Origin of the sequence: Halodurantibacterium daqingense (assembly GCF_042666235.1) — a bacterium.
Lineage (GTDB): Bacteria > Pseudomonadota > Alphaproteobacteria > Rhodobacterales > Rhodobacteraceae > Halodurantibacterium > Halodurantibacterium daqingensis.
Map to the genome: position 1 here is coordinate 1 of NZ_JBHTFQ010000002.1, position 25,519 is coordinate 25,519.

At 64.1% G+C, this 25,519-nt stretch carries 26 protein-coding genes and 1 tRNA gene; 14 read left to right on the forward strand and 13 right to left on the reverse strand.

Annotation, left to right across the window (positions count from 1 at the left end; all coding sequences use genetic code 11):
* Positions 1 to 1,201 (reverse strand): polysaccharide pyruvyl transferase family protein (locus tag ACFQXB_RS03400; protein WP_377399173.1); only part of this gene is annotated, 1,201 nt, incomplete at its 3' end.
* 304 nt (positions 1,202 to 1,505) lie between these two features.
* On the opposite strand from ACFQXB_RS03400, the gene ACFQXB_RS03405 reads away from it, so the two are divergent.
* Complete coding sequence (locus tag ACFQXB_RS03405) at positions 1,506 to 2,297, forward strand: sulfotransferase family 2 domain-containing protein (RefSeq protein ID WP_377399176.1); 792 nt, start codon at positions 1,506 to 1,508, stop codon at positions 2,295 to 2,297.
* 65 nt (positions 2,298 to 2,362) lie between these two features.
* Here the strand turns inward: ACFQXB_RS03405 and ACFQXB_RS03410 are convergent, their stop codons facing one another.
* The 3 genes from ACFQXB_RS03410 to ACFQXB_RS03420 all read right to left on the reverse strand — a co-directional run bounded on the left by ACFQXB_RS03410 (position 2,363) and on the right by ACFQXB_RS03420 (position 3,724).
* Positions 2,363 to 2,884 carry a MarR family winged helix-turn-helix transcriptional regulator gene (locus tag ACFQXB_RS03410; protein WP_377399179.1) on the reverse strand — a complete coding sequence of 174 codons (522 nt, stop codon included), beginning with the start codon at positions 2,882 to 2,884 and terminating at the stop codon, positions 2,363 to 2,365.
* A 260-nt stretch (positions 2,885 to 3,144) separates the two neighbouring features.
* Positions 3,145 to 3,450: a DUF1153 domain-containing protein gene (locus tag ACFQXB_RS03415; RefSeq protein ID WP_377399182.1), complete on the reverse strand. Its 306-nt coding sequence runs from the start codon at positions 3,448 to 3,450 to the stop codon at positions 3,145 to 3,147.
* 198 nt (positions 3,451 to 3,648) lie between these two features.
* Positions 3,649 to 3,724, reverse strand: a tRNA-Ile gene (locus tag ACFQXB_RS03420).
* Between the two features lie 137 nt (positions 3,725 to 3,861).
* Between ACFQXB_RS03420 and purM the strand changes: the two genes are divergently transcribed.
* The 3 genes from purM (at position 3,862) to rnd (ending at position 6,741) form a co-directional block, all read left to right on the forward strand.
* On the forward strand, positions 3,862 to 4,908 hold the full coding sequence (gene purM, locus ACFQXB_RS03425) for a phosphoribosylformylglycinamidine cyclo-ligase (protein WP_377399185.1): 1,047 nt from the start codon (positions 3,862 to 3,864) through the stop codon (positions 4,906 to 4,908).
* Positions 4,905 to 5,492: a phosphoribosylglycinamide formyltransferase gene (gene purN, locus ACFQXB_RS03430; RefSeq protein WP_377399188.1), complete on the forward strand. Its 588-nt coding sequence runs from the start codon at positions 4,905 to 4,907 to the stop codon at positions 5,490 to 5,492. Before purM ends, purN begins: the two co-directional genes overlap by 4 nt.
* 91 nt (positions 5,493 to 5,583) lie before the next feature.
* Positions 5,584 to 6,741 carry a ribonuclease D gene (gene rnd, locus ACFQXB_RS03435; protein WP_377399191.1) on the forward strand — a complete coding sequence of 386 codons (1,158 nt, stop codon included), beginning with the start codon at positions 5,584 to 5,586 and terminating at the stop codon, positions 6,739 to 6,741.
* On the opposite strand, the gene ACFQXB_RS03440 is transcribed toward rnd, so the two are convergent.
* The gene (locus ACFQXB_RS03440) at positions 6,738 to 7,211 is read right to left on the reverse strand and encodes a hypothetical protein (RefSeq protein ID WP_377399194.1); all 474 of its coding nucleotides are present in this window, start codon (positions 7,209 to 7,211) and stop codon (positions 6,738 to 6,740) included. The two genes, rnd and ACFQXB_RS03440, sit on opposite strands and share 4 nt — an antisense overlap.
* A 126-nt stretch (positions 7,212 to 7,337) precedes the next feature.
* Between ACFQXB_RS03440 and ACFQXB_RS03445 the strand changes: the two genes are divergently transcribed.
* A complete protein-coding gene (locus tag ACFQXB_RS03445) occupies positions 7,338 to 7,763 on the forward strand; it encodes a SufE family protein (protein ID WP_377399197.1) in 426 nt (141 codons plus the stop codon).
* On the opposite strand, the gene ACFQXB_RS03450 is transcribed toward ACFQXB_RS03445, so the two are convergent.
* Positions 7,760 to 10,039: an NADP-dependent malic enzyme gene (locus ACFQXB_RS03450; RefSeq protein WP_377399200.1), complete on the reverse strand. Its 2,280-nt coding sequence runs from the start codon at positions 10,037 to 10,039 to the stop codon at positions 7,760 to 7,762. The genes ACFQXB_RS03445 and ACFQXB_RS03450 overlap by 4 nt on opposite strands.
* Before the next feature lie 149 nt (positions 10,040 to 10,188).
* Between ACFQXB_RS03450 and ACFQXB_RS03455 the strand changes: the two genes are divergently transcribed.
* Genes ACFQXB_RS03455 through ACFQXB_RS03480 form a run of 6 tightly spaced genes read left to right on the forward strand, consistent with a single transcriptional unit; the run spans position 10,189 to position 15,239 of the window.
* Entirely contained in the window at positions 10,189 to 10,599 is a 411-nt protein-coding gene (locus ACFQXB_RS03455) for a cytidine deaminase (protein WP_377400696.1), read from the forward strand.
* The gene (locus tag ACFQXB_RS03460) at positions 10,600 to 11,907 is read left to right on the forward strand and encodes a thymidine phosphorylase (RefSeq protein ID WP_377399203.1); all 1,308 of its coding nucleotides are present in this window, start codon (positions 10,600 to 10,602) and stop codon (positions 11,905 to 11,907) included. It begins immediately after the preceding gene.
* Positions 11,907 to 13,103 carry a phosphopentomutase gene (locus tag ACFQXB_RS03465; protein WP_377399206.1) on the forward strand — a complete coding sequence of 399 codons (1,197 nt, stop codon included), beginning with the start codon at positions 11,907 to 11,909 and terminating at the stop codon, positions 13,101 to 13,103. Before ACFQXB_RS03460 ends, ACFQXB_RS03465 begins: the two co-directional genes overlap by 1 nt.
* A 2-nt stretch (positions 13,104 to 13,105) precedes the next feature.
* A complete protein-coding gene (locus tag ACFQXB_RS03470) occupies positions 13,106 to 14,086 on the forward strand; it encodes an adenosine deaminase (protein ID WP_377400699.1) in 981 nt (326 codons plus the stop codon).
* Positions 14,083 to 14,718 (forward strand): uracil phosphoribosyltransferase, encoded by a 636-nt coding sequence (upp, locus tag ACFQXB_RS03475; protein WP_377400702.1) that lies wholly within the window; start codon positions 14,083 to 14,085, stop codon positions 14,716 to 14,718. Before ACFQXB_RS03470 ends, upp begins: the two co-directional genes overlap by 4 nt.
* Positions 14,715 to 15,239 (forward strand): SPOR domain-containing protein, encoded by a 525-nt coding sequence (locus ACFQXB_RS03480; RefSeq protein ID WP_377399209.1) that lies wholly within the window; start codon positions 14,715 to 14,717, stop codon positions 15,237 to 15,239. The genes upp and ACFQXB_RS03480 overlap by 4 nt, the downstream gene beginning before the upstream one ends.
* A gap of 11 nt (positions 15,240 to 15,250) precedes the next feature.
* Here the strand turns inward: ACFQXB_RS03480 and ACFQXB_RS03485 are convergent, their stop codons facing one another.
* Positions 15,251 to 16,270, reverse strand: coding sequence for a hypothetical protein (locus ACFQXB_RS03485; RefSeq protein WP_377399212.1), 1,020 nt, complete (start codon positions 16,268 to 16,270; stop codon positions 15,251 to 15,253).
* Positions 16,271 to 16,476: 206 nt separating this feature from the next.
* Here ACFQXB_RS03485 and ACFQXB_RS03490 point away from each other — a divergent pair, with 206 nt between their 5' ends.
* A complete protein-coding gene (locus ACFQXB_RS03490) occupies positions 16,477 to 17,388 on the forward strand; it encodes a DMT family transporter (RefSeq protein WP_377399214.1) in 912 nt (303 codons plus the stop codon).
* Positions 17,389 to 17,431: 43 nt separating this feature from the next.
* On the opposite strand, the gene ACFQXB_RS03495 is transcribed toward ACFQXB_RS03490, so the two are convergent.
* The 6 genes from ACFQXB_RS03495 to ACFQXB_RS03520 all read right to left on the reverse strand — a co-directional run bounded on the left by ACFQXB_RS03495 (position 17,432) and on the right by ACFQXB_RS03520 (position 24,408).
* Positions 17,432 to 19,624: a 3-hydroxyacyl-CoA dehydrogenase NAD-binding domain-containing protein gene (locus ACFQXB_RS03495; RefSeq protein ID WP_377399217.1), complete on the reverse strand. Its 2,193-nt coding sequence runs from the start codon at positions 19,622 to 19,624 to the stop codon at positions 17,432 to 17,434.
* A 10-nt stretch (positions 19,625 to 19,634) separates the two neighbouring features.
* Positions 19,635 to 20,846: an acetyl-CoA C-acetyltransferase gene (locus ACFQXB_RS03500; RefSeq protein WP_377399220.1), complete on the reverse strand. Its 1,212-nt coding sequence runs from the start codon at positions 20,844 to 20,846 to the stop codon at positions 19,635 to 19,637.
* Between the two features lie 10 nt (positions 20,847 to 20,856).
* The gene (locus tag ACFQXB_RS03505) at positions 20,857 to 21,486 is read right to left on the reverse strand and encodes a glutathione S-transferase family protein (protein WP_377399223.1); all 630 of its coding nucleotides are present in this window, start codon (positions 21,484 to 21,486) and stop codon (positions 20,857 to 20,859) included.
* A 57-nt stretch (positions 21,487 to 21,543) separates the two neighbouring features.
* On the reverse strand, positions 21,544 to 23,319 hold the full coding sequence (locus ACFQXB_RS03510) for an acyl-CoA dehydrogenase C-terminal domain-containing protein (RefSeq protein ID WP_377399226.1): 1,776 nt from the start codon (positions 23,317 to 23,319) through the stop codon (positions 21,544 to 21,546).
* An 18-nt stretch (positions 23,320 to 23,337) separates the two neighbouring features.
* Complete coding sequence (locus ACFQXB_RS03515; RefSeq protein ID WP_377399229.1) at positions 23,338 to 23,736, reverse strand: MerR family transcriptional regulator; 399 nt, start codon at positions 23,734 to 23,736, stop codon at positions 23,338 to 23,340.
* A 291-nt stretch (positions 23,737 to 24,027) separates the two neighbouring features.
* A complete protein-coding gene (locus tag ACFQXB_RS03520) occupies positions 24,028 to 24,408 on the reverse strand; it encodes a MerR family transcriptional regulator (RefSeq protein ID WP_377399232.1) in 381 nt (126 codons plus the stop codon).
* 152 nt (positions 24,409 to 24,560) lie between these two features.
* Between ACFQXB_RS03520 and ACFQXB_RS03525 the strand changes: the two genes are divergently transcribed.
* Both ACFQXB_RS03525 and ACFQXB_RS03530 read left to right on the forward strand, forming a co-directional pair.
* Positions 24,561 to 25,007, forward strand: a complete 447-nt coding sequence (locus ACFQXB_RS03525; RefSeq protein WP_377399235.1) for a PaaI family thioesterase — start codon at positions 24,561 to 24,563, stop codon at positions 25,005 to 25,007.
* Positions 25,004 to 25,513 carry a PaaI family thioesterase gene (locus tag ACFQXB_RS03530; protein WP_377399238.1) on the forward strand — a complete coding sequence of 170 codons (510 nt, stop codon included), beginning with the start codon at positions 25,004 to 25,006 and terminating at the stop codon, positions 25,511 to 25,513. Before ACFQXB_RS03525 ends, ACFQXB_RS03530 begins: the two co-directional genes overlap by 4 nt.
* The last annotated feature ends 6 nt before the right edge of the window (positions 25,514 to 25,519 follow it).

Below are 25,519 nucleotides of genomic sequence, written 5' to 3' on the forward strand. Positions count from 1 at the left end.
AAACTTTATTGCAGTCCAAGCCTTCCGGGCGAGACGACAGCGGCGACGTCAAGCCGACGTCAAGCCCCCTGAGCAATGGTCCAAAATCTCGCTTACCCAGATCCTTGACCTCCTGTGGGGTGAAAGCCTTGAGGCCATAATAACCGGTCAGCTCCAAAACCCTGACGTCATCATAGATAAATCCCGCAGGGCGACCGACCTGAAGGAACGCAACCCCTCCATGGAAGCGATCACCGATATATGCATCGCGTGTGGTGGCGTAGGCGCGCCATGCCTGGGGGGAACGGAAATAGTAGTATCTTGAGAAGTGGTCGTCGGTCTTCAGCTTTTTCTTGACGTAACTGTCGCAGGCCGACTTGCTGACCTCATGGGATTCCGAGTTATAGCCGATTTCGCCGAGGTCATCTTTGCGGAACAGGTTGAACAGGTCGTTCTGAAAGGCGTAATCCGTGTCAAACTCGCGGGTGACATCGAGGAGAGGCTGAATGCGGCCGGTCTTCAATCCGGAAATTGAAAGACGTCCGGCAGCGGTCATGCGGTAGTCTTTTGACAACGGGCGGAACTCCAACTGACTGGTGCTGAAGGGGTTCACGTAAAGGCTGGGGCACCCAAGTGCGACAGCATTCGTCAGGCCAAGATCATGGAGAAATCTCTCGGTCCTGAAGCCCCGCGTGCCGAAGATCGCGGCCTTGTCGTTCAGCGCGGTGAGCAGCCTGAAGAGGCTGGGTCCGATCGATTCCGGTACCGCAGGCATCTCATCCTGAAGCCCGACGCCGAACGCAAAGATCTTGACGTCGTTCAGCTTCTCGACGAGTGCCGCAGTCGAGGCAAAGCCGACCTCCAGTATCTCGAATAGACCTTCCGCGAGCTTTTCCTTCGCATGTATGATGTTTGCGAAGTTAAGAACGACCCCGTCAAAGTTCTTCTCGACCGGCATGAGTTTCCTCGCGATCGTTTCCTCGGAATCCTCTGGGCGGATACCGGGGAGGCGCCCGATCGTCGAGAGAGATCGGTCACACTCAAAGATCTTGGCGGCCGACTCGGCATGGATGATGTTCCCGTTATTGGGCGTGACCCAATCGTTGTCGAGCTCCAGGCCCGCGAGCGTGTTGAACGTGTCAAGAGGCATGCTGCTACGGTTCAGGTAGCGGCTCTGGCACATGGCAGAACCGCTGTAGGCGGGGGTAAACAGTATCCTCATCGCTCACTCTACTCTTAAGGAATCGCTATCGGGCGCATTACAGGCTTTCACTAAACCATCTTTGTGCCAGATGGGCTATCCCATAGTTTGCGATACAAATCCGTCCGGTCGCTTGACGTAGGTTTCTGAGCATAGGGTCCGGATGTGCACAAGAAACGCACGGAGGTGTGTTGTCTGCTCCGCTTCTGCAGCGCGCTTCTGATCGAAATCGGGGAGCTTCTTGTGGCGCGCAGCTGTGATGGTGTAGTTCGTTGTCTAAGCGGGGATCCCGTGTTGTGTTTGCGTATGTGTGTGGGAGTGCAAGATGAAGTTTAGCCAGCTCAACAGGGACAATGTTCAGCAGTATCTGTGGGCGAACGGAGATCCCTCTGCTCTGTGGATATTTCAGCACATCCCCAAGACGGCTGGGTCATCTCTTACAGTCGAACTTCGAAAAAATCGGCCACCGTACCGAAACTTCTTCGCCGATTTTTCAAGCTCGGTTGGTCCTCGAGATCAGATGCGGGCCTTGGCCGAGACAGCTGATCTGGCGCCGAGCAAAAAGCCTCTCCGCTCTGCATCTGGACATTTCTTTGCCAGTGAGATGGATGTGCTACTTAAGAGGTACCCGGACGCGCGGCTGTTCACATTCGTCCGCGATCCAATCGAGCGCGTTGTTTCGAGTTACCGCTACTCCAGAACGCCCGATCACCCCCAGTGGGAGAAAATGTTGCTCGATTATCCCGATATCGAAACCTTCATCGATCGCTCGCCGATTGCCCGGAATGAAACAGCGTTCTTTATGCTAGGAGTTAGAACAGGAAACGCGCAGGAGGTCGCGAGTGCCGCGCTTGAAAGATTCAATTTTATCGGGTGTTTAGAGAAGTACCCGGCCAGTTTTCGAGCGCTTTCTTCAATGCTCTGGCGTCGCTCGGACCCAGAGGTGCGTGTGCGCGTAACTCACGCGACCGAGCACAACCGCGTCGAGCTTTCTGAGTCGATTAGGGCGCAAATAGAACGAAAAAACTATCTCGATTTGGAAATATACAAGCAAGTCATGAATAAGCTTACAGTTATTGAACGCGCTCTTGAGGCGCCGCCGGGAAATTACTCATAAATAACGCAGAGCCAAAAAGAGCGCTGCAGGAACTGGTTCCTGCAGCCTCGCGCGTGATGCCTTTTTTATTCTGGCACTGTTTCAGTTTCTGGGGCCTTTTTCGGTTTCAAGACTTTGGTGAGGGCACGCAGCGTCTTGCTTGTTCTGCTCGTGCGGTACTTGGGCAGTTCCTGGTTCAGCCCCTCAGCAATGGTCTGGAGACTTGCGGCGATGCGTTCCAGAGTCGCCGTGCCTTCCTCAGTGATCGACACGTAGCTGGCGCGGGCGGCTTCGTCGTCCTTGATGACCGTCACCAAGCCCTGAGCGCTGAGCTTCTTTATCGCGTTGTTGGCGTTCTGGCGGCTGATCCCCAACTTCTTGGCGACGGAGAACGGTCGAATTGGCTCGGTGGTGGCAACCAGATCGAGGAATGCCCAGTGAGTGACGGCAAGCCGGCTTTCGTCGGCCTGCAGGGTTGTTTCGAAGGCGCGCGAGACGCGATCGGCGAGCTTGATCAGCTCTTTCGCGTCGTCAGCGGTTTTCACTACGGTTTCTTCAGGTGCAGGTTCTGACATGATTGTGTCCTTCTGGGTGTTTCTTGCAGCCATTGCTGTCTCCGTTCGCTAGGGCTCACGGCCATTGGCACGTGTCAAAAGTCTCACATGCAGCTTGCGCATTATCGAAGAGGAGTCAAGTTACTTTACTCGAAAGCGCGGCGGGCCAGCACGATCGCGCCTGCTTCGCGCCTTCAAGAAATCCTCAGTCCTTCGCATTTGCCGAGTTTGAGAGCATTCTGAAGAGAGGCACTCGGCTGTGCCTGCTGCGAAGGGCGGCGGGCTGCGCAACAGGTCTTCATGGAGCGTCCGGATCATTTGCCGTCCTTCCGCTCCATGAAGGCCAGCAGCTTTTGTCGGGCACGCAGCTCCAGCATGGCTTCGCCGCAGGCCTCCTGCAGATCCTTTGGCTGCTTCTCGTATTGCTCGCGAATATCGAGCGGATTGGCCCGAAGCGAGTTCTCCATCCCCCGCTTCGCGCCCTCGACCCAACCCTCGATCTCGGAGGGCGGAAGGTCAAACGGACGACTCGCCTCGGCCACCGTTGTCTTGCCTTGGATGATCTCGATCACCAGCGCCGTTTCCGCTTCGCCGTCCACCGGTTGGATGCTCTCGTCCATCGCCAAACGCATCGCTGCGGTCTCGCTTGTAGCATGAGCAGACCTTCACTGGGGCGATACAGGTGTAAACGTCCGTTCCAAGGCACGACTCCTGCCGCAATAAGACGGGCGAAAAGCCGCTGCGCAGCTTCTTCGGCCACTTTTATCGCGAACTGCCGCTGTCTTTCTTCTAGTAGGAAATCTTCAGATCATGGGGTTTGGTAGGCCCGGAGGGACTCGAACCCCCAACCAAGGCGTTATGAGCGCCCTGCTCTAACCATTGAGCTACAGGCCCAGCCCATTTTGCCTAGCAGATCGGGCGGCGTGGTCAAGTCCGGTCATCCTTTGCAGGCGAATGACCAGAGCGGATTGCCCGGGCCGGGCGGATCGTCTATGGGGCAGCAGGATTTCCGCAGCGAAGGGGCGCGCGCCATGACCACCGGGAAGAACGGGCTGACATATGCCGATGCCGGCGTCGATATCGATGCGGGCAATGCGCTTGTGGAGCGGATCAAGCCCGCGGCCAGACGCTCCGCGCGTCCGGGAGTGATGGCGGGGCTTGGCGGCTTCGGCGCGCTGTTCGATCTGCGCGCCGCAGGCTATCAGGATCCGATCCTGGTGGCGGCGACGGATGGCGTGGGGACCAAGCTGCGCATCGCGATCGACACCGGAAATGTGGATACGATCGGAATCGATCTGGTGGCGATGTGCGTCAACGATCTTGTCTGCCAGGGGGCCGAGCCGCTGTTCTTCCTCGACTACTTTGCTACCGGCAAGCTCGACATCGATCAGGCGACGCGGATCATCAACGGTATCGCCGAAGGCTGCGCCGCCTCGGGCTGCGCGCTGGTGGGCGGGGAAACGGCCGAGATGCCGGGCATGTATCACGGCGGCGACTTCGACCTGGCGGGCTTTGCGGTTGGCGCGCTCGAGCGGGGGGCTGACCTGCCCGCAGGCGTCGCGGATGGCGATGTGCTGCTCGGGCTGGCTTCTGACGGAGTCCATTCCAACGGCTATTCGCTGGTGCGCAAGATCGTCGAACGTTCGGGCCTTGGCTGGGATGCGCCGGCACCGTTTGCGGAGGGCGCCCTTGGTGCGGCTCTGCTTGCGCCGACGCGCCTTTACGTCAAGCCCGTTCTGGCGGCGATCCGGGCGGGCGGCGTGCATGCGCTTGCCCATATCACCGGCGGCGGTCTGACCGAAAACCTGCCGCGCGTGCTGCCCGAAGATCTGGGTGCCGAGATCGATCTGGGCGCCTGGCCCCTGCCGCCTGTATTCCGCTGGCTGGCGGGAACGGCCGCGATGGCGGAGGCCGAACTGCTCAAGACGTTCAACGCGGGCATCGGCATGGTGCTTGTCGTGGCAGAAGAGCAGGCCGCGGCAGCCGAGGCGCTGCTGGCCGAGGCGGGGGAAACTGTCCATCGGATCGGACGGATCGCGCCGGGGCAGGGCGTCCGCTATCGCGGCAGCCTTCTGTGAAACGCGTCGCGATCCTGATTTCCGGCGGCGGTTCGAACATGATCGCGCTGGCGGAAAGCATGGTGGGCGATCATCCTGCCCGGCCGGTTCTTGTCGTCTCGAACGAGCCGACGGCAGCGGGTTTGTCGCGCGCGGCGCGCATGGGCATTCCTGCGGCGGCAGTGGATCACCGGCCCTTCGGCAAGGATCGCGCGGCCTTCGAGCAGGAACTGCTGAAACCGCTTCTAGCCGCCGAGCCCGACATCGTCTGCCTGGCCGGGTTCATGCGGGTTCTGACGCCTGCCTTTGTCAGCCGGTTCGAGGGGCGGATGCTGAACATCCATCCGTCGCTTCTGCCGAAATATACCGGGCTGCACACCCATGCCCGCGCAATCGCGGCGGGCGATGCCGAGGCCGGCTGCACCGTGCACGAAGTGACGGCGGCACTGGACGAAGGGCCGATCCTGGGCCAGGCGCGGCTGCCGATCCTGCCGGGTGACACGGCCGAAACGCTTGCGGCACGGGTGCTGCCGCTTGAACACAGACTTTATCCGGCGGTGCTGCGGCGCGTGGCATCGGGTGACCGGGGGCGGCTTGATCTCTGATCGTTCCGGGGCTTTTCTTTGCGGCAGGAACATCCTAAGCAGGGCAGGCGCCGGCAGCCACGATCCTGCGATCCCAGAAGAACGGGCCTGAATGAAGACCATCACCACCACCGAAGATCTGGCGCGTTTCTGCGAAGCGGCCAAATCTGAACCCTACGTCACGCTCGACACCGAATTCCTGCGCGAACGTACCTATTATTCCAAGCTGTGCCTGGTGCAGATGGCGCTTCCCGGGCGCAAGGGCGAGGCGGTCCTTGTGGATCCGCTGGTGGAAGGGCTGTCGCTCGAGCCGCTCTACGACCTGTTTCGCCACGAGGCGACGGTCAAGGTGTTCCATGCGGCGCGTCAGGATCTGGAGATCTTCTTCATCGAAGGCGGGGTTTTCCCCAAGCCTCTGTTTGATACCCAGGTTGCGGCAATGGTTTGCGGCTTTGGCGAGCAGGTCGGATACGAGACGCTGGTGAAAAAGATCGCCCGCGCGCCGGTGGACAAGACCTCGCGCTTCACCGACTGGTCGCGGCGGCCGCTGTCGGATGCGCAGAAATCCTATGCGCTGGCCGATGTCACGCATCTGCGCGACATCTACGAACACCTTGCCGCCGAGATTGAAAAGACCGGGCGTCAGAAATGGGTGGAAGAGGAGCTGGCGGTACTGACCGAACCCGCGACCTATATCCTCAACCCTGCGGATGCCTGGACGCGCGTCAAGACGCGGACCACCTCGGGCCGCTTCCTGGCAGTGGTGCGTGAGCTCGCCCGGTTCCGCGAGAATTATGCCCAAAGCAACAATGTGCCGCGCAGCCGGGTGTACAAGGATGACGCGCTGATCGAGCTTGCCTCGACCCGGCCCACCAATCACGAGGAACTCGGCCGCTCGCGGCTGCTGTTGCGCGAAGCCCGCCGCGGTGACATCGCCGAGGGGATTCTTGACGCGATCAAGGCCGGGATGGAGGCGCCGCCCGAGAGCTTTCCAAAGCCCGATCTGGCGCGCGAACAGCTTCAGGTGAATCCGGCCCTCGCGGATCTGCTGCGCGTGCTCCTCAAGGCAAAATCCGAGCAGTCGGGCGTTGCAGCCAAGCTGATCGCCTCGTCCGCCGATCTTGATGCGATTGCGGCGGGTGAACGTGATCTGCCGGCGCTGCGCGGCTGGCGCGAGGAAGTCTTCGGTCGCGATGCGCTGCGTCTGTGCCGGGGTGAAATTGCCCTCTCGGCCAAAGGGAGCGCGGTCAAGGTGGTGGCGCTGCGCTAACGGCTGCTGCTGCGCGCATTCTGGGCACCGCTGACGGTGATCTGACGCGCATTCGCCAAGCGAACAGCGGGCACAAAGATCGCCGCGGTCAATTCACGCGATTGTGGTGTTGAAACGCGCTGCGGCGCCGGGGGCGGTGCCGCGACAAAGCGGAAGCGGATTGCCCCGTCAACGGCGCGGCCCTCGTTTTCGGCAAGAAGTGCCGCATTCCACCAGCCTTGCACCGGTTGCCGCGCGGTTGCGCGGACAATGGCGCCGCCGGGGATGGATTCGACCCGCATGTCGACGATTTCGGCAACCAGGGGACGGGGATCGTCGGCGATGCTGCGCAACCCGCCTGCAGGCTCAAGTGTCGTCACCGGTGTCGACCGGCCGAACCAGTTGAGCGGATTGGCGCGCGACTCGCGGACCGTGCTGCAGGCGCTGATCAGAAGCAGCGCCGAAAGCGCAGCAATAAGCGGCTTGTTCATCCCGAACCCCCTGCCCAATTCACTGCCCTCTGGGTAGCGGAAAGCCACGCGCTTGAAAAGCCGCTTCCCGCGGCTGGACCTTTGGACACAGCGGGCTTAGGTCATGGGCAGGAAACGGAGGACGCCATGGCCAGCCCTGCATTCGAGGAAATCGCCGAAACCTTCGAGTTTCTGGACGATTGGGAAGATCGTTACCGACACGTGATCGAGATGGGCAAGGCAATGCCGCCGCTGCCCGAGGCACTGCGTGTCCCGGCAACCAAGGTCGAGGGCTGTGCCAGCCAGGTCTGGATCGTGCCCCGGATCGAGGGCGCGGGGGCGAATGCCATCTTCCACTTCCAGGGGGAAAGCGATGCACTGATCGTGCGGGGGCTTATTGCGATCCTTCATGCCCTTTACGATGGCCTTACGGTCTCTGAAGTTGTGAAGGTCGATGCCCCCTCCGCACTTGCACGGCTGGGGCTGACCGAGCATCTGTCCTCGCAACGCTCGAACGGGGTGCGCGCGATGGTCGAGCGCATCCGCATCCTGGCGGCAGCGGAAGCTGCCTAACCGTAATGCGCGACGGGTGTGCCCGCGAGCGCCGACATGTTCAGAAGGCCGCGGACGGTGATTGACGGCGTGACGATATGGGCGCGGTTTCCCATGCCCATGAGGATCGGTCCTACCTCAAGTCCTGCTGCCCGCATCTTCAGGATGTTTCGCGTGGCCCCTGCGGCATCGGTGCTGGCAAAGACCAGCACATTGGCTGCGCCTTCAAACCGGGCGTTGGGGAAGATCCGTGCCCGCAGATCGGCGTCCAGCGCCAGATCGAGCGACATTTCGCCTTCATAGGCAAAATCGGGGCGAAGGGCATCTAGCAGTCCAAGCGCCTGACGCATGCGATGGGCTGATTCCGTCGCGAGGTTCCCGAACTGCGACTGCGAACACAGCGCGATCTTCGGCTCGATCCCGAAGCGGCGCACATGCCGCGCCGCACCGATCACCGTGTCGCGGATCTGTTCGGGCGTGGGCTCCGGGTGAACCTGCGTATCGGCGATGAACAGCGGCCCTTCTTCCTGAATGATCAGGCTGAGCGCGCCCACCGGCTTGAGGTTGTCGCGGCCGAGAACTTCGGACACATATTTGAGATGCCACAGGAACTGGCCGAAGGTGCCGCAGATCATGCTGTCGGCCTCGTCACGGTGCACCATGACGGCGGCGATGGCAGTGGTATTGGTGCGCAGCACGGCCCGCGCAATGTCGGGCGTGACGCCGCGGCGCTCCATCAACGCGTGATAGGTTTCCCAGTAGTCGCGATAGCGGGGATCGTTTTCCGGGTTCACGATCTGGAAATCGCGATCCGGCCGGATCGGCAGGCCGGCCCGTTCACAGCGCCGTGCGATCACCTCGGGGCGGCCGATCAGGATCGGCACCTCGGTGGTTTCCTCCATCAGCGCGTGGGCGGCCCGCAGCACGCGCTCATCCTCGCCTTCCGCAAACACGATCCTGCGTGAGGCCGAGCGCGCCGCCTCGAATACTGGCCGCATGATCAGCGCCGAACGAAAGACGGAGCTGTCAAGCTTCTGCTTGTAGGCGGATAGGTCCTCGATCGGGCGGGTGGCGACGCCCGACTCCATCGCCGCGCGGGCAACCGCGCTTGCGACCACGCCCATCAGCCGCGGATCGAAGGGTTTCGGGATCAGATAGTCGGCTCCGAAGGTCAGCTGTTCGCCCTGATAGGCCGCTGCCGCCTCGGCGCTGGTGGTCGCACGCGCAAGCCGGGCGATGCCTTCGATACAGGCAAGCTCCATCGCGTCGTTGATGGTGGTCGCGCCCACGTCCAGCGCGCCGCGGAAGATGAACGGAAAGCACAGGACGTTGTTCACCTGGTTGGGGTAGTCCGACCGCCCCGTCGCCATGATCGCATCGGGTGTAACGCTACGGACCGCTTCCGGGGTGATTTCCGGCGTGGGGTTGGCAAGCGCGAAGATGATCGGACGCGCAGCCATGCGGGTCACCATCTCGGGGGTCAGCACGCCGGGGCCGGAAAGCCCCAGGAACAGATCCGCCCCGTCAATCACCTCGGAAAGGGTGCGCTTGTCGCTGGCCTGCGCAAAGGCCGCCTTCTGCGGGTTCATATCCTCGACCCGGCCCTCGTGGACCAGACCGTGAATGTCGCACAGCCAGACGTTTTCGCGCCGCACGCCAAGTTTCAGCAGCATGTTCAGGCAGGCGATCCCCGCAGCGCCGCCTCCGGTCGAGACGACCTTGATATCCTCGAACCGCTTGCTCGCCACATGCAGCGCATTGGTCGCGGCGGCACCCACCACGATGGCGGTGCCGTGCTGGTCGTCATGGAATACGGGGATGTTCATCCGTTCGCGGCAGATGCGTTCCACGATGAAGCATTCGGGCGCCTTGATATCCTCGAGGTTGATGGCGCCGAAGGTGGGTTCGAGGGCGCAGACAATCTCGGCCAGGCGCACGGGATCGGCCTCGTTCACCTCGATGTCGAAACAGTCGATATTGGCGAACTTCTTGAACAGGACGGCCTTGCCCTCCATCACCGGTTTCGAGGCCAGTGCGCCGATGTTGCCAAGCCCCAGGACGGCCGTTCCGTTTGACACGACAGCCACCAGATTGCCCCGCGCGGTGAAGCGGCTCGCGGTGCCTGGGTCTGCCTTGATCTCCAGGCAGGCTTCGGCCACGCCGGGCGAATAGGCGCGCGACAGGTCGCGGCCGTTGGCGAGCGGTTTCGTGGCGCGCACTTCAAGTTTTCCGGGCTTGGGAAACTCGTGGTAATCCAGCGCCGCTTGCCTTGCGTTGTCTTGCCGGGCCTCTTCCATCTGCGCCTCCGATTTGTTTAACGCTAAACCATCTGTGCCCGAGTATCGGTAAAGCGCCGCGTGGTTCAAGGGAAACTTGGTCGGCCGAGGGGGCGCAGCATGGGCCTTGCGGGCTTGCATCGGGGCTTGCAAGGCTCCAGACTTCGCCCATTCAGCAGGAGACCCGGATGCGCCTTCTAGAAGCTGCCACTGCCGTGCGTGAAAACGCCTATGTTCCCTATTCCCGCTTCAAGGTGGGGGCTGCAATCCGCGCCGCTTCGGGCGCGATCTATGCCGGGTGCAACGTGGAGAATGTTGCCTATCCGGAGGGCACCTGTGCCGAAGCCGGAGCCATTGCGGCCATGGTCGCCGCCGGTGAAACCCGGATCGAGGAAGTCCTGGTCATCGCCGACAGCCCGCTGCCGGTGACGCCCTGCGGCGGTTGTCGCCAGAAGATTGCCGAATTTGCCGCGCCCGGGGTGAAGGTGACGATGACCACGCTGGAGGGGAATGCGCGCAGCCTGACGGTGGCCGAGCTTTTGCCGGGGGTTTTCACCCAGGCCCATATGGAACGGGCCTGAATGGACATCCGTGCAACGATTGCCGCGATCCGGGATGGACGCGAGCCCGGCCGGCCCGCGCTGACCGCCTTTGCCCAGGGTCTTGCCAGTGGCGCGGTCAGCGATGCGCAGGCTGGGGCCTTCGCCATGGCCGTGCTTCTGAAGGGTCTGTCACCCGAGGCGCGGGTGACGCTGACCCGCGCGATGCGCGACAGCGGCCAGCTTCTGGATTGGGATCTGCCGGGGCCGGTTCTGGACAAGCATTCCACCGGCGGGGTGGGGGACTGCATCTCGCTGCTGCTGGCGCCGGCGCTTGCGGCCTGCGGCGCCTATGTGCCGATGATCTCGGGTCGCGGCCTGGGCCATTCCGGCGGCACGCTTGACAAGCTCGAGGCGATCCCCGGCTATCGCGCCGATGTGAGTGTCGAAAAGCTGCGGCAGGTCGTGGCTGAATACGGCTGCGCCATCGTCGGGGCGACGGGCGATATCGCCCCTGCGGATCGGCGGCTTTATGCAGTGCGCGATGTGACGGCAACGGTGGAAAGTGTCGATCTGATCACAGCCTCGATCCTGTCCAAGAAGCTTGCCGCGGGCCTCGAAGGGCTGGTGCTGGACGTCAAGGTCGGCGCCGGCGCCTTCATGAAGACCATGGAGGAGGCCGAGCGCCTGGCCGCCGTTCTGGTTGAAACGGCGCAAGGCGCAGGCTGCATGACGCGCGCGCTGATTACCGACATGAGCCAGCCGCTGGCCACAGCGGTGGGCAATGCGCTTGAAGTGATCGAGGTGATGGAAACCCTCACCGGTACCTCGGTCAACCATGATCTGTGGGATCTGACGACGGATCTGGGCGGCGAGTTGCTGGCGCTGGGGGGGCTTGTCGCCGATGCCGAAGATGGCGCCGGGCGCATTGCGATGGTTCTGGAATCCGGCCTTGCCGCGGAACGGTTCGGGGCAATGGTTGCCGCGATGGGCGGGCCGTCGGACTTCATCGACCGCTGGCCCGACCGGCTGCCCTCGGCGCCTGTCGTGCGTGAAGTGCCTTGCCCGGCCGAAGGCTATGTGCGCGCCATCAATGGCGAGGCATTGGGATTGGCGGTGGTCGCGCTGGGCGGGGGCCGTCTGCGGGATGGCGACCGTATCAACCCGTCGGTCGGGCTGTCGGAAATCGCGGCGCTGGGGGAAGAGTTGCAGCCCGACATGCCGCTTGCCCTTGTCCACGCGGCGACCGAAGCCGATGCCGAGCGTGCCATTGCAGCCGTGCAGGCCGCCTATCACTTCGGCCCCGAAGAACCACCCGAGCCGCCGCTTGTCCACCGAAGGATCGGCTGATGGGACGCGCGTTTCTGATCGTGATGGACAGCGTCGGCTGCGGGGGCGCACCTGACGCGGATGTGTTCGGAGACTCGGGTGCGAATACGCTCGCCCATATCGCGCAGGCCTGTGCCGCAGGCTGTGCCGAAGTGGGCCGCCAAGGCCCCCTTGCCTTGCCGCATCTGGATGTGTTGGGCCTTGGTGCAGCGATCCGGCTGGCCTCCGGTGCGGCAACACCGGGGTTGGAGGCCGCGCCGGCCGGGATATGGGGGGCGGCGACCGAAGTATCGCGCGGCAAGGATACGCCCTCGGGGCATTGGGAATTGGCCGGCGTGCCTGTTCCGTGGGACTGGCACTACTTCCCGACCACACCGCCCGCCTTCCCGCCCGATCTTGCTGATGCGGTCGCCGCTGCGGCGGGAACCGAGGGAATACTGGGCAATTGCCATGCCTCGGGCGTGCCGATCATCGAGGCGCTGGGCGCCGAGCATATCCGCAGCGGCTGGCCGATCTGCTATACCTCGGCCGACAGCGTGTTCCAGATCGCCGCCCATGAAGAACACTTCGGCCTCGCGCGTCTTCTGGCGCTGTGCGAGGCAGTCGCGCCCCGCCTGCACGCGATGAAGGTAGGCCGGGTCATCGCGCGGCCTTTCACCGGCGCGCCCGGCGCGTTCCGCCGCACCGGCAACCGGCGCGACTATGCGATCGCCCCGCCGTCGCCCACGCTGCTGGACTGGGCGCAGACTGCGGGCCGCATGACCTATGGCGTTGGCAAGATCGGCGACATCTTCTCGGGGCAGGGGATCTCGCAGCAGCGCAAGGGGCCAGACGATGCGGCCCTGTTCGATGCGCTTCTCGATCTGGCCGACGCGGCCGAGGATGGCGCGCTTGTCTTTGCGAATTTCGTGGAATTCGACAGTCTTTATGGCCATCGCCGCGATGTGGCAGGCTATGCGCGGGCACTGGAATGGTTCGATACCCGGCTGGGGATGCTTTTGCCACGCCTGCGCGCCGATGATCTGTTGATCCTGACCGCCGATCATGGCAACGACCCCACCTGGCGGGGCACCGATCACACCCGCGAACGTGTGCCGGTCCTGGTGCATGGGCGCGGCGCGGGGACGATCGGGCTGGTGGCCTTTGCCGATGTCGCGGCCTCGGTTGCGGCACATCTCGAGATTCCGGCCCAGCCGCCGGGAAGGAGCTTTCTGTGACCCTGCGCGACAGTCCGAAGGTCGAACTGCATCTGCATCTGGAAGGCGCCGTGCCGCCCTCCTTTGTTCGCGGCCTCGCGCGGCAGAAGTCCATCGACATTTCGGGCATCTTTGACGAAGGCGGCAACTATCGCTACCGCGACTTTGCCGAATTCCTGAAGGTCTATGAAGCGGCTACCGCGCCGCTGACCTCGCCCGAGGATTACCATAGCCTGACCCGCGCCGTCCTGGCGGAAAGCGCCGCGCATGGGGTGATCTATTCCGAGACCTTCCTGTCGCCCGATTTCTGCGGCGCGCGCGATCTGGGCGCCTGGCGCGAATACCTTCATGCGATCCGCGAAGCGGCAGAGGCCGCCGAGGCGCAGGACGGGATCATCTTGCGCGGCATCGTCACCTGCATCCGGCACTTCGGCCCTGACGCCGCCCGCGAAGTGGCGCTTTGTGCTGCCGAAACGGCGGGCGACTGGGTAGTGGGCTTTGGCATCGCGGGGGATGAGACGGCGGGCAAGCCGCGCGATTTTGCCTGGTCGTTCGACATGGCGCGCGAGGCCGGCCTGCGGCTGACCGCCCATGCGGGGGAATGGGCGGGGCCACAAGGCATCCGCGACACGCTCCGCGACCTGCGGGTGGAGCGGATCGGCCATGGTGTGCGAGCGATCGAGGATCTGGCCCTTGTCGACGAACTGGCCGAGGCGGGCATCGTGCTCGAGGTCTGCCCGGGCTCGAACGTTGCGCTGGGCGTCTATCCCGGCTGGCGCGCCCATCCGATCGGGCAGCTTTACGACCGTGGGGTGAAGGTGACAGTCTCGACCGATGATCCGCCTTTCTTTCACACGACCATGACGCATGAATACGACCGCCTCTCCGAGGCGTTCGACTGGGATGACGGCGTCTTTGCAACGCTGAACCGCACCGCGGCCGAGGCCGCCTTCTGCGCCCCCGAAACACGGGCGCAGATTCTCAAACGACTGGAGACCGCCTGATGCAAGAGCACCTGACAATCGTCCGCCATCCGCTGGTACAGCACAAGCTGACGATCATGCGCGACAAGGCGACCTCGACTGCCGGTTTCCGCCAGCTTCTGCGCGAGATCAGCCAGCTTCTGGCCTATGAGGTGACGCGCGATCTGGAGCTTTCCACCCGGCTGATTGACACGCCGGTCTGCGAGATGGAGGCGCCGACGCTCAAGGGCAAAAAGCTGGCGCTGATCTCGATCCTGCGGGCAGGTAACGGGCTTCTGGATGGGGTGCTGGAGCTTATTCCCTCGGCGCGGGTCGGCTATATCGGGCTTTATCGTGATGAAAAGACCCTTCAGCCGGTGCAATACTACTACAAGGTTCCCGACGAACTGGGCGACCGGCTGGTCATCGCCCTCGATCCGATGCTGGCAACCGGCAATTCTTCGGTCGCGGCGATTGACCTGCTCAAGAAATCTGGTGCGCGCAACATTCGCTTCCTCTGTCTGCTGGCCGCGCCCGAAGGCGTGGCACGCATGCGCGAGGCGCATCCTGACGTTCCGGTCATCACCGCCGCCCTGGATGAGCGTCTGAACGACAAGGGCTATATCGTCCCCGGCCTGGGCGATGCCGGCGACCGGATGTTCGGAACGAAATGATGCGGGCGCGGGGGTCACTGGCGGCGGTGTGTCTGGCGCTGGCGCTGCCGGCGCAGGCCGATCCGCTTCTGGCCCCTTCGGAGTTCCCGCCCGAAGGACATGCGGTGCGGGAATGGCAGGACAGCCGCGGCTGCAGCTTCATGCGTGCGGATCACGGCTCCGACCTGATCTGGGCGCCCCGGGTGGATGAAAACGGCGAACAGCTTTGCGCCGCCACCACATCCCGCGCCACCGGGCGCAGGCCGCCAGGTGCGGCTGCGTCCGGTCGAAAGGCGGCCGCGTCGGTCCAGGGGCCGCATCGCCATGTGCAGGTGGGTGTCTTTGCCGATCCTGCCAATGCCGAACAGGCAATCGCCACGATCATCGCCCTGGGCCTGCCTGCCGGGATCGGCCGGTTCGATCGAGGCGGCGCCACCTTGACCGTCGTGGCTGCAGGCCCTTTCGAGGAACCCGCGGCACTGGCCCGCGCCCGCTGGCTGCTGCGCAATGCGGGGTTCCCGGACGCCTACACGCGACCATAGGCGGCGGTTCCTCAGCCGTTGCAGATCTGTTGCAGGCTTACCCAGTCGCCATCGGCAAGGACCGGGCGTGGCGGGACGGTGCGGAACGGATCGCCCTCGATCAGGCCCAGCGTCGTTCTGCCTGACGGATCCAGCGAATAGGCATATGGGGTCGTCGGCACGCCGGCCGCCTGCATCCGCGCCAGAAAGTCCGCTTCGGGCACCGGCGCCGCAGGATGGGCAACAACCGCCGCGCCATAGCCGTCAAGCGCCGCAGCAGGCAGGTTACCGGTGGTCAGCAACTGGAAGGTTGCGCGCAGGCCCGCCGTCCGAAGCAGCAGCAGCAGCGGATCCTCCGCATCGGCGCGCAACCGTTCAGCGAGAATATGCCCCGCGAGGATTTCCGGCGCATCATGCCCTTCCACCAGGCCCCGCCCCACGAGAACGTGGCGTCCAGGCAGGTGTGCGGTTGCCGCAAGCCCTTCGTCGATCACCACGATCTCACCACCGTCCGGGCCCAGCAGCCGGTCGCGCAGGCGCGCGGCAGCGCGCAGTCCCAGCGGCGCGCGGCAGCTGAGCATGCCGTCGCGCGCCATGTCCTGCAGGATCCGCTGCCCGATCTCGACCCGCTTGGCATAGGGCACCACGGAGGCCGTGTGGCTCACCAGCGCCGCGGGCAGCCAGAACACCGCCAACCCCAGCAGCGCTGCGGCCGTCGCCGCGAACGACCAGAGGCGCAGCCGCCCCGGGCGCCTTTGGCGCTGCGCGACCACGCCACGCACCTTTTCCAGGGCCGCGATCATCGTCTCGTCGTCAATCTCAAGCGTCTCGCCTGCATCGACGCCCGGCGCGTAAAGCGCAGGTGTCTCATCGGGGTTGAGGCGTTCGACCGCGGGCAGGGACCAATGCGAGAGCGCGCGTTCGGTCCGAATGTCGGATATGACGAGGCTCGCCTCTCCGAACGAGACGATGACGTCCTTGCGCTGGTCGTCGGGCGTTTCGCGCCAGAGCCCCGATGTCTCGAGCCGTTGGTACTGCCTGAGTGCCGTCATTGCGCGGCCGGATATTGTGCCTGCCTTTTTCTTCATGCCGCACGATAGCCCAGCCCGGCGGGGGCCACAATCGGCTGCATCTGCCGATCGTGCATGTGACGAAGAACGGTTGCAGCCGGGTGGCCGGTGCTGATTATCTTCTCGGGAAATGGGGAATTGCCTGCGTCGCAGGACCCCCGGGGAATCACGAACAGAGGCAGGGCAAGATGGAGAACAGAGTGCTGGCGGCAGCCGGATCGGCCTGCCTCGGGGGCGTGATCCTGGGATTTACCGACAACTATGTCAGGGTCATCGCCGCCGAGGCCGGCATCTGGCAGTTCCATCTGATCCGCACGCTCATGGCGCTGGCGCTGATGGCGGGGCTGGCCGGTGCATTCGGCCAGCGCCTGTGGCCGCGCCGGCCAGGTCCGGTGCTTGCACGCAGCCTGTTCAACGCCGGCGCCATGTTCATCTATTTCGGCTGCCTGGCTTTTCTGCCGATCGGAGAGGTCATTGCCGGTCTTTATACCGCGCCCATCTTCGTTCTGTTGATCGCCCGCCTTGTCTATCACGAGCCGGTCGGCCCCTGGCGCATGGGGGCGGTTGCGCTGGGGTTTGGGGGCCTTCTGCTCATCCTGCAGGTCTGGCAGCTTCGGATCACGCTTCTGTCGCTGATGCCCGTTCTTGCGGGTCTGCTTTATGCAGTCGGAAACATCGCGACCCGGCGCTGGTGCGCGGGCGAGGGGGCGCTGACGCTGAATGCCGGGTTCTTCCTGTTCATGGGAATAGGGGGGCTGATCGGCACCTTGTCGCTGTCGCTGATGCCACTGGAGGCACCCGAGGGTGCGGCGGGCTTCCTGATGCGCGGCTGGATCGCGCCGACGGGCCATTTCCTGTTCTGGACGGCAGTGCAGGCTGTGGGATCGCTTGTCGGAGTGGGGCTGATCATCCGGGGCTATCAGCTTGCCGACGCGTCCTATGTCGCGGTTTTCGAATATGCGCTGCTGGTCTTTGCAGTGCTGTGGGCGATCGTCCTGTGGGGAGAGGTGCCGGACCCGGCCGCAGTGGGGGGCATGGCCCTGATCGCGGTGTCCGGGGTGATCATTGCGCTCCGGGGCCGGGCCGAAGGACATCCATGAGCCTGCGGCCACCGGATGGGTGGCCGCAGATCGTGCATCAGGTTCAGGCGGCCTTGGCCGGCTGGCCAAAGCGGGCATAGAAGCTTTCGCCCTTTCCGGCCATGTCGCGCAGCAGCGCCGGGGCGCTGAACCGGCTGCCATAGCGTGCCTCCAACGTCTCGCAGATGTCGACCGCGCGGGCAGCACCGATCATGTCCAGCCAGGAGAACGGGCCCCCGGACCACGGCGCAAATCCCCAGCCAAGGATTGCCCCCACATCGCCTTCGCGGATGTCCATGAGCACGCCATCCTCAAGTGCACGCACGGCCTCCAGTACTTGTGCGAACAGCAGACGATGCTGGACCTCGGTCAACTCGGGCTGATCGGCGGCGGGGTATTTCTCGGCCAGCCCGGGCCAGAGCCCTTCACGCTTGCCATCGGCATCATAGGCATAGAAGCCGGCCTTGGCCTTGCGGCCCAGCCGCCCCTGATCCGCCATCCAGAACAGCACCTCATCCACCGCCCCATCGGGATAGGCATCACCCATAGCCGCACGGGTGGCCTTGGCGATCTTGACGCCAAGGTCGATCGAGGTTTCATCGACAAGCTGCAGCGGCCCCAGCGGCATGCCCACCAGCTTGGCCGCGTTTTCGACCAGAACCGGGCTGACGCCTTCTTTCACCATCCGCACACCCTCGTTGATATAGGGGATGATGCAACGGTTGGCATAGAAGAAGCGGGCGTCGTTCACCACGATCGGGGTCTTGCGGATCTGGCGCACGAAATCGAGCGCCTTGGCCACGGCGCGGTCGCCGGTTTCGCGGCCCCGGATGATCTCGACCAGCATCATCTTGTCCACCGGGCTGAAGAAGTGGATGCCGATGAACTGGGCGGGGCGCTGCGACGCCTTCGCCAGATCGCTGATCGGCAGGGTCGAGGTATTGGTCGCAAAGATGCAATCCTCGCCCGCGGCGGCTTCGGCCCGGGCAGTCACCTCGGCCTTGACCTTCGGGTCCTCGAACACGGCCTCGACGATCAGGTCGCAACCGGCAAGGGCCGCGTAATCGGTCGTGGCAGTGATGCGGGCCAGCACCTCGTCCTTCTTTTCGGGTGTGACCTTCTTGCGGCTGATCCCCTTGTCGAGCAGCGCGGCGGAATGGGCCTTGCCCTTGTCCGCCGCCTCTTGCGCAGCGTCGATCAGCACCACCTCGATCCCCGCATTGGCCGAGACATAGGCGATGCCCGCGCCCATCATGCCGGCGCCAAGGATACCCACCTTGCGGACCGACTGGTCAGGCTGGTCAGGACGCACCGCGCCTTTTTCCAGCGCCTCCTTGTTCAGGAAGAGGCTGCGGATCATGGCGCTGGACGACGGGTTCATGAGCACGTTGGTGAACCAGCGCGCCTCGATCTTCAGCGCGGTGTCAAAGGGCACCATCGCCCCTTCATAAACCGCGGACAGCAGTGCCTTGGCCGCCGGATAGACACCCATCGTCTTGCCGTTCACCATCGCGCTGGCGCCGACAAAGGTCATGAACCCGGCCGGGTGGTAGGGCGCGCCGCCGGGCAGCTTGAACCCCTTCTGGTCCCAGGGTTTGACGATATCGGCGTCCTTGGCCCCCAGAACCCAGTCGCGGGCGCGCTGCAGCAACTCCGAGGGCGGGACGACCTCGTCGATCACGCCTGCGGCGCGCATCTTCTTTGGCTCTTGCATCTTGCCTTCCAGAAGGAAGGACGCGGCGCCCATCGCGCCAAGCTTGCGCACCAGCCGGGTGGTGCCACCCGCGCCCGGAAAGATGCCGACCATGATTTCCGGCAGGCCGATGCGTGCCTTGGGGTTGTCGGCGGCGAAGATGCGATGACAGGCGAGCGGTATTTCCAGCCCGATGCCCGCCGCTGTGCCGGGCAGGGCAGCGGCAATTGGTTTGCCGCCCTTCAGCGTCTTGGGGTCCATGCCCGCGCGCTCGATCTTCCGCAGGATACGGTGGATCTGCATGATGCCGTCAAAGATGCCTTGGGCCGGGTTTTCACCCTGCCGCATCCCGGCGAGCACGTTCAGGTCCATGCCCCCGGCGAAATCCTTCTTGCCGCTGGTGACGATGATGCCCTTGACGGCCTCATCGGCGAGGGCCGTGTCGATATGGGCGTCAAGCTCGCGGAAGCCCTCCATCGACATGACGTTCATCGACTTTCCGGGCACGTCCCAGGTGATGATGGCCACGCCGTCGGCGTCCAGATTGTAGTGAAACTCGGTCATGATGTCCTCCTTACACCCGCTCGATGACGGTTGCCGCGCCCATGCCGGACGCGATGCACAGCGTGGCAAGCCCGACGCCCTTGCCGGACCGTTCCAGTTCGTCGAGCAGCGTCCCGATGATGATCGCGCCCGTGGCGCCAAGCGGGTGCCCCATCGCGATGGCACCGCCGTTCACGTTCACGCGGTCAGCATCGACGTCAAAGGCCTGCATGAAGCGCAGCACGACGGCGGCGAAGGCCTCGTTCACCTCGAAAAGGTCGATGTCGGACAGCGACATGCCGGCGTCGCGCAGCACCTTTTCCGTCACCGGCACGGGGCCGGTCAGCATGATGGTCGGGTCCGATCCGATCTTGGCGGTGGCACGGATGCGGGCGCGGGGCTTCAGCCCGTATTTCTCGCCGAACTCCTTGTTGCCGATCAGCACGGCGGCGGCCCCGTCCACGATCCCCGATGAATTCCCGGCGTGATGGATATGCTCGATCCGCTCCAGATGCGGGTATTTCATCATCGCGATCTTGTCAAAGCCCGGCATCAGCTCGCCCATTTCCTTGAAGGCGGGCTTGAGGCTGCCAAGGCTTTGCATGTTCGTGTCAGGGCGCATGTATTCGTCGCGCGCAAGGATCGGCAGGCCGTTCACGTCACGCACCGTGATGATCGAGCGGTCGAAACGCCCTTCTTCCCATGCCGCCGCCGCGCGCTTCTGGCTTTCGACGGCCAGAAGGTCGGCGTCGTCGCGGCTGAACCCGTGTTCGGTTGCGATGATGTCGGCCGAAATGCCCTGCGGCACGAAATAGTGCTGCATGGCCACCGATGGATCGACCGCAATCGCCGCCCCGTCCGACCCCATGGGAACGCGGCTCATCATCTCGACCCCGCCCGCGACATAGGCCATCCCTGCGCCTGCGCGCACCTGATTGGCGGCAAGGTTCACGGCCTCCATCCCGCTGGCGCAAAAGCGGTTGATCGACAGGCCCGGCACACTCTCGGCAAAGTCCGAGGCGATGACCGCGCTGCGGGCAAGGCAGCCGCCCTGTTCGCCGACCTGGGTGACATTGCCCCAGATCACGTCCTCGACGGCGGTGGTGTCGAGATCGTTGCGGTCCTTGATCGCATTCAGCGTCAGGGCGGAAAGCCGCAGGCTCGTCACCTCATGCAGGCTGCCATCGGCGCGCCCCTTGCCACGCGGCGTGCGGCAGGCGTCATAGATATAGGCGTCGGTCATCGTTTCCTCCTTAGGCGCGGTCAGCGGGGCTGCCCGGCATCATGTCGTAGGGATGTTTCCAGCCGGGCAGGGCGCTGATGCGGTCCAGCCAGGCGTCTATCCTTGGCCAGTCGGCCCGGTCGAACCCGAAGGGCTCCGGGTAGAAAAGGTAGCCGCAGCAGGCGAGATCGGCGATCGTCGGCCCATCGCCCACCAACCAGCTGCGTCCGTCCAGCTGTGTATCGAGCGTGCGGAAGGCGGCGCACAGGCGGCCTTGCAGCCACTCGATCACCTCGGATGGGCGCTTGTCCTCGGGCAGGAAGTTCTGCAGGAAGCGCGCCGTTCCGCACTGGCTGGACATCTTGTGGTTGTCCCAGAACACCCAGCGCAGAACCTCGCGCCTTTCGGCGGCGCTGCGCCCGCCCAGGCGCCCGGTCTTGGAGCTGATGTAGTCCTGGATGACGCCCGATTGCGACAGAACCGTGTCGCCGTCGACCAGAACCGGCACCTCGCCCATCGGGTTGAGGGCCAGAAACTCGGGTCTGCGGGTTTCGCCGTTGAAGAAATCGACAAAGACCGGCTCCCACTCCACATCGGCAAGCGTCATGGTCAGCGCCGCCTTGTAGGCATTGCCGGATTCCCCGAAACAATAAAGCTGCATTCTGCGCCCTCCTCTGCTTGGCACCGGCCCGCGGTGGGGCCGGCACCAGTCGTGGCATCAGAAGTCGTTGGCCGCCAGCGCCATCACTGTGTCGGCGCCGCTTTCGATGCGGGCCAGATGCGCGCCGGTCGCCGGCATGTGCCGCGCCATGTAGTAGCGCCCGGTGGCGATCTTGGCCTTGTAGAAGTCGGCATCGCCCTGGCCCGCATCCAGTGCCTCTTGCGCGGCCTTGGCCATGCGCGCCCACATCAGGCCAAGGCAGACATGGCCGAAAAGGTGCATGAAATCATAGGAACCGGCCAGTGCGTGGTTCGGGTTCTTCATGCCGTTCTGCATGAAATACATCGCCGCCGCCTGCAGATCCTTCGAGCCCTTCTTCAACGGCTCGATGAAGCCTTCAAGCGCCGGGTTGTCCGCATTCTCCCGGGCAAAGCCCTTCACCAGGTCGAAAAAGCCCATGACATGCTTGCCGCCATCCTGCGCAAGCTTGCGGCCCACGAGGTCCAGCGCCTGGATGCCGTTCGCGCCTTCATAGATCATGGCGATCCGGGCATCGCGGGCGAATTGAGACATGCCCCATTCCTCGATATAGCCATGGCCGCCATAGACCTGTTGCGCCGCCACGGCCATTTCAAAGCCCTTGTCGGTCAGGAAGCCCTTGAGAACAGGCGTCAGCAGGCTGACAAGCCCCTCGGCCTCGGCGTCGTCCATCCGGTGGCTGCGGTCAATCAGATGGGCGCCCCAGAAGGTGAGGGCGCGCGCCCCTTCCACAAAGCTCTTCTGGTCCATCAGGTTGCGGCGGATATCGGGGTGGACGATCAGCGGGTCTGCCGGCCCATCCGGGTTTTCCGCACCCGTCACCGCGCGGCCCTGAAGCCGGTCCTTGGCATAGGCCACGGCGTTCTCGTAGGCCACGGCCGCCTGGGCATAGCCCTGCAGGCCCACGCCCAGCCGCGCCTCGTTCATCATGGTGAACATGGCGCGCATCCCCTTGTGAAGATCGCCCAGCAACCAGCCCTTTGCGCCGTCATAGTTCATGACGCAGGTCGAGTTGCCGTGGATGCCCATCTTCTCCTCGATCTTGCCGCAGGTCACCGCGTTGCGGTCGCCAAGGCTGCCATCGGGGTTCACAAGGAACTTGGGCACGATGAACAGGCTGATCCCCTTGGTGCCGGCGCCGCCCCCCGGTGCCTTGGCCAGCACCAGATGGATGATGTTTTCAGCCAGATCGTGTTCGCCAGCGGAAATGAAGATTTTCTGCCCGGTGATGAGATAGCTGCCGTCCTCCTGCGGTTCGGCCCTGGTGCGCATCAGACCCAGATCAGTTCCGCAATGCGGCTCGGTCAGGTTCATCGTCCCGGTCCAGTCGCAGCTGACCAGCTTGGGCAGGTAGGTTGCCTTCTGTTCCGCGGTGCCATGGGCATGAATCGCCGAATAGGCGCCGTGCGTGAGGCCCTGATACATGTTGAAGGCCATGTTGGCGGAGACGAACATCTCGCCTACGGCCGAGTTCAGAAGATAGGGAAGCCCCTGGCCGCCATATTCCGGGTCGCAGTCCAGAGCGGTCCAGCCGCCTTCCTTCATCGCCGCAAAGGCGCGGTCAAAGCCTTCGGGGGTGCGCACCACGCCGTTTTCAAGCCGGCAGCCCTGCGTGTCGCCTACCACGTTCAGCGGGGCAAGAACTTCGGACGAAACCTTGCCGGCCTCTTCCAGCACGGCGGCGGTGAAGTCACGGTCCATCTCCTCGTATCCGGGCACGCCGGTCTCGGAGGCCTTCATCACCTCGTGCAGAAGGAACTGCATGTCCCGGGTGGGGGGCGTGTATGTCGGCATTATCGGTCTCTCCCTAGATCATTCCGCCGCCGGGCGGCCGGTGAGCGAGGCAATCACGCCCTCGCCCCATTCAAGCTGTTCGCGCAGTTCCGCGATCGCCTCGTCCAGTTCCTCGCGCTGTGCTTCCATCTGCGCCAACCGTTCCCGCGCAATCTCGTAGGTGCGTTGCAACTGCATGACCTGCGTGCGGTCACGGTCGTAAAGGTCCAGAAGCTGGCGGATATGCTCTAGGCTGAAGCCGAAGCGCTTGCCGCGCAGGATCAGCTTGAGCCGCGCCCGGTCCCGTTTGGTGAACAGGCGCCGCGCGCCGTCGCGGATCGGAAACAGAAGCTCCTTCGATTCATAGAACCGCAGCGTTCGCGGGGTAACGCCAAAGGTGTCGCACATCTCGCGGATGGTCATCACATCATCGGTCATGGGCTGGTCCTCCCCTGGCTCCTCCCGCGATCCGCGGGTCCCGGTTGTGGAAAGATGCGGTTCACATGCCGACGATACAATACAGGCTTACGTTGACGTAAACGTAACGTCGCGTCATTGCGGCTTTGACGTGGTGTCACGCCCTGCCTTCGGAATACGCCCCCGCGGCGGGTGGCGTCGGGCAGCGACCGAAGCGGTGGGGCGCGGCACGGCCAGCATCTGACGGCCGCGCCTTCGGCCGCGGCATGGCGCTGGATCCGGGGTGAACCTGAGCGAGCCGGACGGGCGGCGTCAGGACTTCTGCTGGGACAGAAGCGCCGCAGCTTCCTGGCGCAGGGCGCGCAGGTCATCGATCGTATGCGCAAGTTCCTGCTGCTGCCGATCCAAAGCGCCCAGCTGGCGGTCGGCCATCTCGATCCAGGCTTCAAGCTGCGGAACCGTGCCTTCGGTCTGGTAGATCAGAAGCCACTGACGAATTTCCTCAAGGCTGAAGCCAAAGCGGCGGCCGCGCAGGATCAACGTCATGCGCGCCACCTCGCGCGGGCCATAGAACCGCGCGCGGCCCTCGCGCTGGGGTTGAAGCAATTCGATGTATTCGTAGTAGCGCAAGGTGCGTGGCGTCACCTCGAATCGGGCGCACATCTCTTTGAAACTGAGGGTGTTGTCGCTCATCGCTTCCTCCGGCGTTGCAAGTGAAGCTAGACCCAAGGTCGGACAGACGCAACGCTGCGCAGCGCGAATTTGGTCTTGCGGTGCGGCGCCGCTGGTCCATAACAGGGGTATGGCCCGGCGCTCGCGGGTTTGCAGGCTGGCAAGGGGACAGGATGGACGACAAACTCAGGATCGCGCGGCAGTTCATCGAGGCTATTCCCCACTCGGTCGCGCTGGGGATGGAGGTCGAGGAACTGGGTGACGGCGTCGCGGTCATTTCCATGCCCTATGACCGCCGTTTCGTGGGCGATCCGATGACCGGCGTCATCCATGGGGGTGCAGTGTCGGCCCTGATGGACACCTGTGGGGGTGCCGCCGTCATGAGCCATCCCAGCGCACCCGTCGGCACTGCCACGATCGATCTGCGCATCGACTACATGCGGGCCGCAACACCCGGGCAGCGCATCCGCGCGCGGGCCGAGTGTTATCACGTCACCCGCTCGGTGGCCTTCGTGCGCGCCACCGCGACCGACGAGGACGAGGCCCGCCCCGTCGCCACGGCCACCGGCGCCTTCACGATCGAATCTCCGCGCGCGCCCGCCGAAATGGTGGAGCCATGAGTCCGCGGCGCCCGGTCGAGCCGGTCCAGGTCATCAAGGAGCGGCGCGATGCTGCCCTGGGCGCGCTGGTGCATGGCGTGCCCTATATCCAGTTCCTGGGCATTCAGTTTGACCGACGTGGCGATGAACTGACCGCGATCCTGCCCTTCGACCAGAAGCTGATCGGCAACCCGATGATCCCCGCCATCCACGGCGGCGTCACGGCGGCCTTCCTCGAGGTGGCGGCGATCATCGAACTGTCCTGGTCGCTTCTGTGGGAACAGATGGAGGGCGGAACGCTTGATCCGCGGCTTCTGACGCCCGAAACTCTGCCCCGCCTGCCCAAGACGATTGATTTCACGGTGGATTACCTGCGTTCCGGCCTGCCCCGTGATGCCTATGCGCGCGCGCGCGTCAACCGGTCCGGGCGGCGCTATGCCTCGGTGCATGTCGAGGCCTGGCAGGACAACCGCGCCCGGCTCTTTGCCCAGGCGACAGGGCATTTCCTGATGCCCACGCCTGACTGATCGCCC

Coding starts and splice junctions, on each gene's coding strand:
- ACFQXB_RS03530 (WP_377399238.1), top strand. CDS start 25,004: ATGAGTCCGCGGCGCCCGGTCGAGCCGGTCCAGGTCATCAAGGAGCGG.
- ACFQXB_RS03490 (WP_377399214.1), top strand. CDS start 16,477: ATGGAGAACAGAGTGCTGGCGGCAGCCGGATCGGCCTGCCTCGGGGGC.
- ACFQXB_RS03525 (WP_377399235.1), top strand. CDS start 24,561: ATGGACGACAAACTCAGGATCGCGCGGCAGTTCATCGAGGCTATTCCC.
- ACFQXB_RS03515 (WP_377399229.1), bottom strand. CDS start 23,736: ATGACCGATGATGTGATGACCATCCGCGAGATGTGCGACACCTTTGGC.
- ACFQXB_RS03510 (WP_377399226.1), bottom strand. CDS start 23,319: ATGCCGACATACACGCCCCCCACCCGGGACATGCAGTTCCTTCTGCAC.
- ACFQXB_RS03460 (WP_377399203.1), top strand. CDS start 10,600: ATGGACATCCGTGCAACGATTGCCGCGATCCGGGATGGACGCGAGCCC.
- ACFQXB_RS03465 (WP_377399206.1), top strand. CDS start 11,907: ATGGGACGCGCGTTTCTGATCGTGATGGACAGCGTCGGCTGCGGGGGC.
- ACFQXB_RS03415 (WP_377399182.1), bottom strand. CDS start 3,450: ATGGACGAGAGCATCCAACCGGTGGACGGCGAAGCGGAAACGGCGCTG.
- ACFQXB_RS03440 (WP_377399194.1), bottom strand. CDS start 7,211: ATGAACAAGCCGCTTATTGCTGCGCTTTCGGCGCTGCTTCTGATCAGC.
- rnd (WP_377399191.1), top strand. CDS start 5,584: ATGAAGACCATCACCACCACCGAAGATCTGGCGCGTTTCTGCGAAGCG.
- ACFQXB_RS03500 (WP_377399220.1), bottom strand. CDS start 20,846: ATGACCGACGCCTATATCTATGACGCCTGCCGCACGCCGCGTGGCAAG.
- ACFQXB_RS03485 (WP_377399212.1), bottom strand. CDS start 16,270: ATGACGGCACTCAGGCAGTACCAACGGCTCGAGACATCGGGGCTCTGG.
- ACFQXB_RS03450 (WP_377399200.1), bottom strand. CDS start 10,039: ATGGAAGAGGCCCGGCAAGACAACGCAAGGCAAGCGGCGCTGGATTAC.
- ACFQXB_RS03480 (WP_377399209.1), top strand. CDS start 14,715: ATGATGCGGGCGCGGGGGTCACTGGCGGCGGTGTGTCTGGCGCTGGCG.
- ACFQXB_RS03505 (WP_377399223.1), bottom strand. CDS start 21,486: ATGCAGCTTTATTGTTTCGGGGAATCCGGCAATGCCTACAAGGCGGCG.
- ACFQXB_RS03495 (WP_377399217.1), bottom strand. CDS start 19,624: ATGACCGAGTTTCACTACAATCTGGACGCCGACGGCGTGGCCATCATC.
- ACFQXB_RS03520 (WP_377399232.1), bottom strand. CDS start 24,408: ATGAGCGACAACACCCTCAGTTTCAAAGAGATGTGCGCCCGATTCGAG.
- ACFQXB_RS03445 (WP_377399197.1), top strand. CDS start 7,338: ATGGCCAGCCCTGCATTCGAGGAAATCGCCGAAACCTTCGAGTTTCTG.
- ACFQXB_RS03410 (WP_377399179.1), bottom strand. CDS start 2,884: ATGGCTGCAAGAAACACCCAGAAGGACACAATCATGTCAGAACCTGCA.
- purM (WP_377399185.1), top strand. CDS start 3,862: ATGACCACCGGGAAGAACGGGCTGACATATGCCGATGCCGGCGTCGAT.
- ACFQXB_RS03405 (WP_377399176.1), top strand. CDS start 1,506: ATGAAGTTTAGCCAGCTCAACAGGGACAATGTTCAGCAGTATCTGTGG.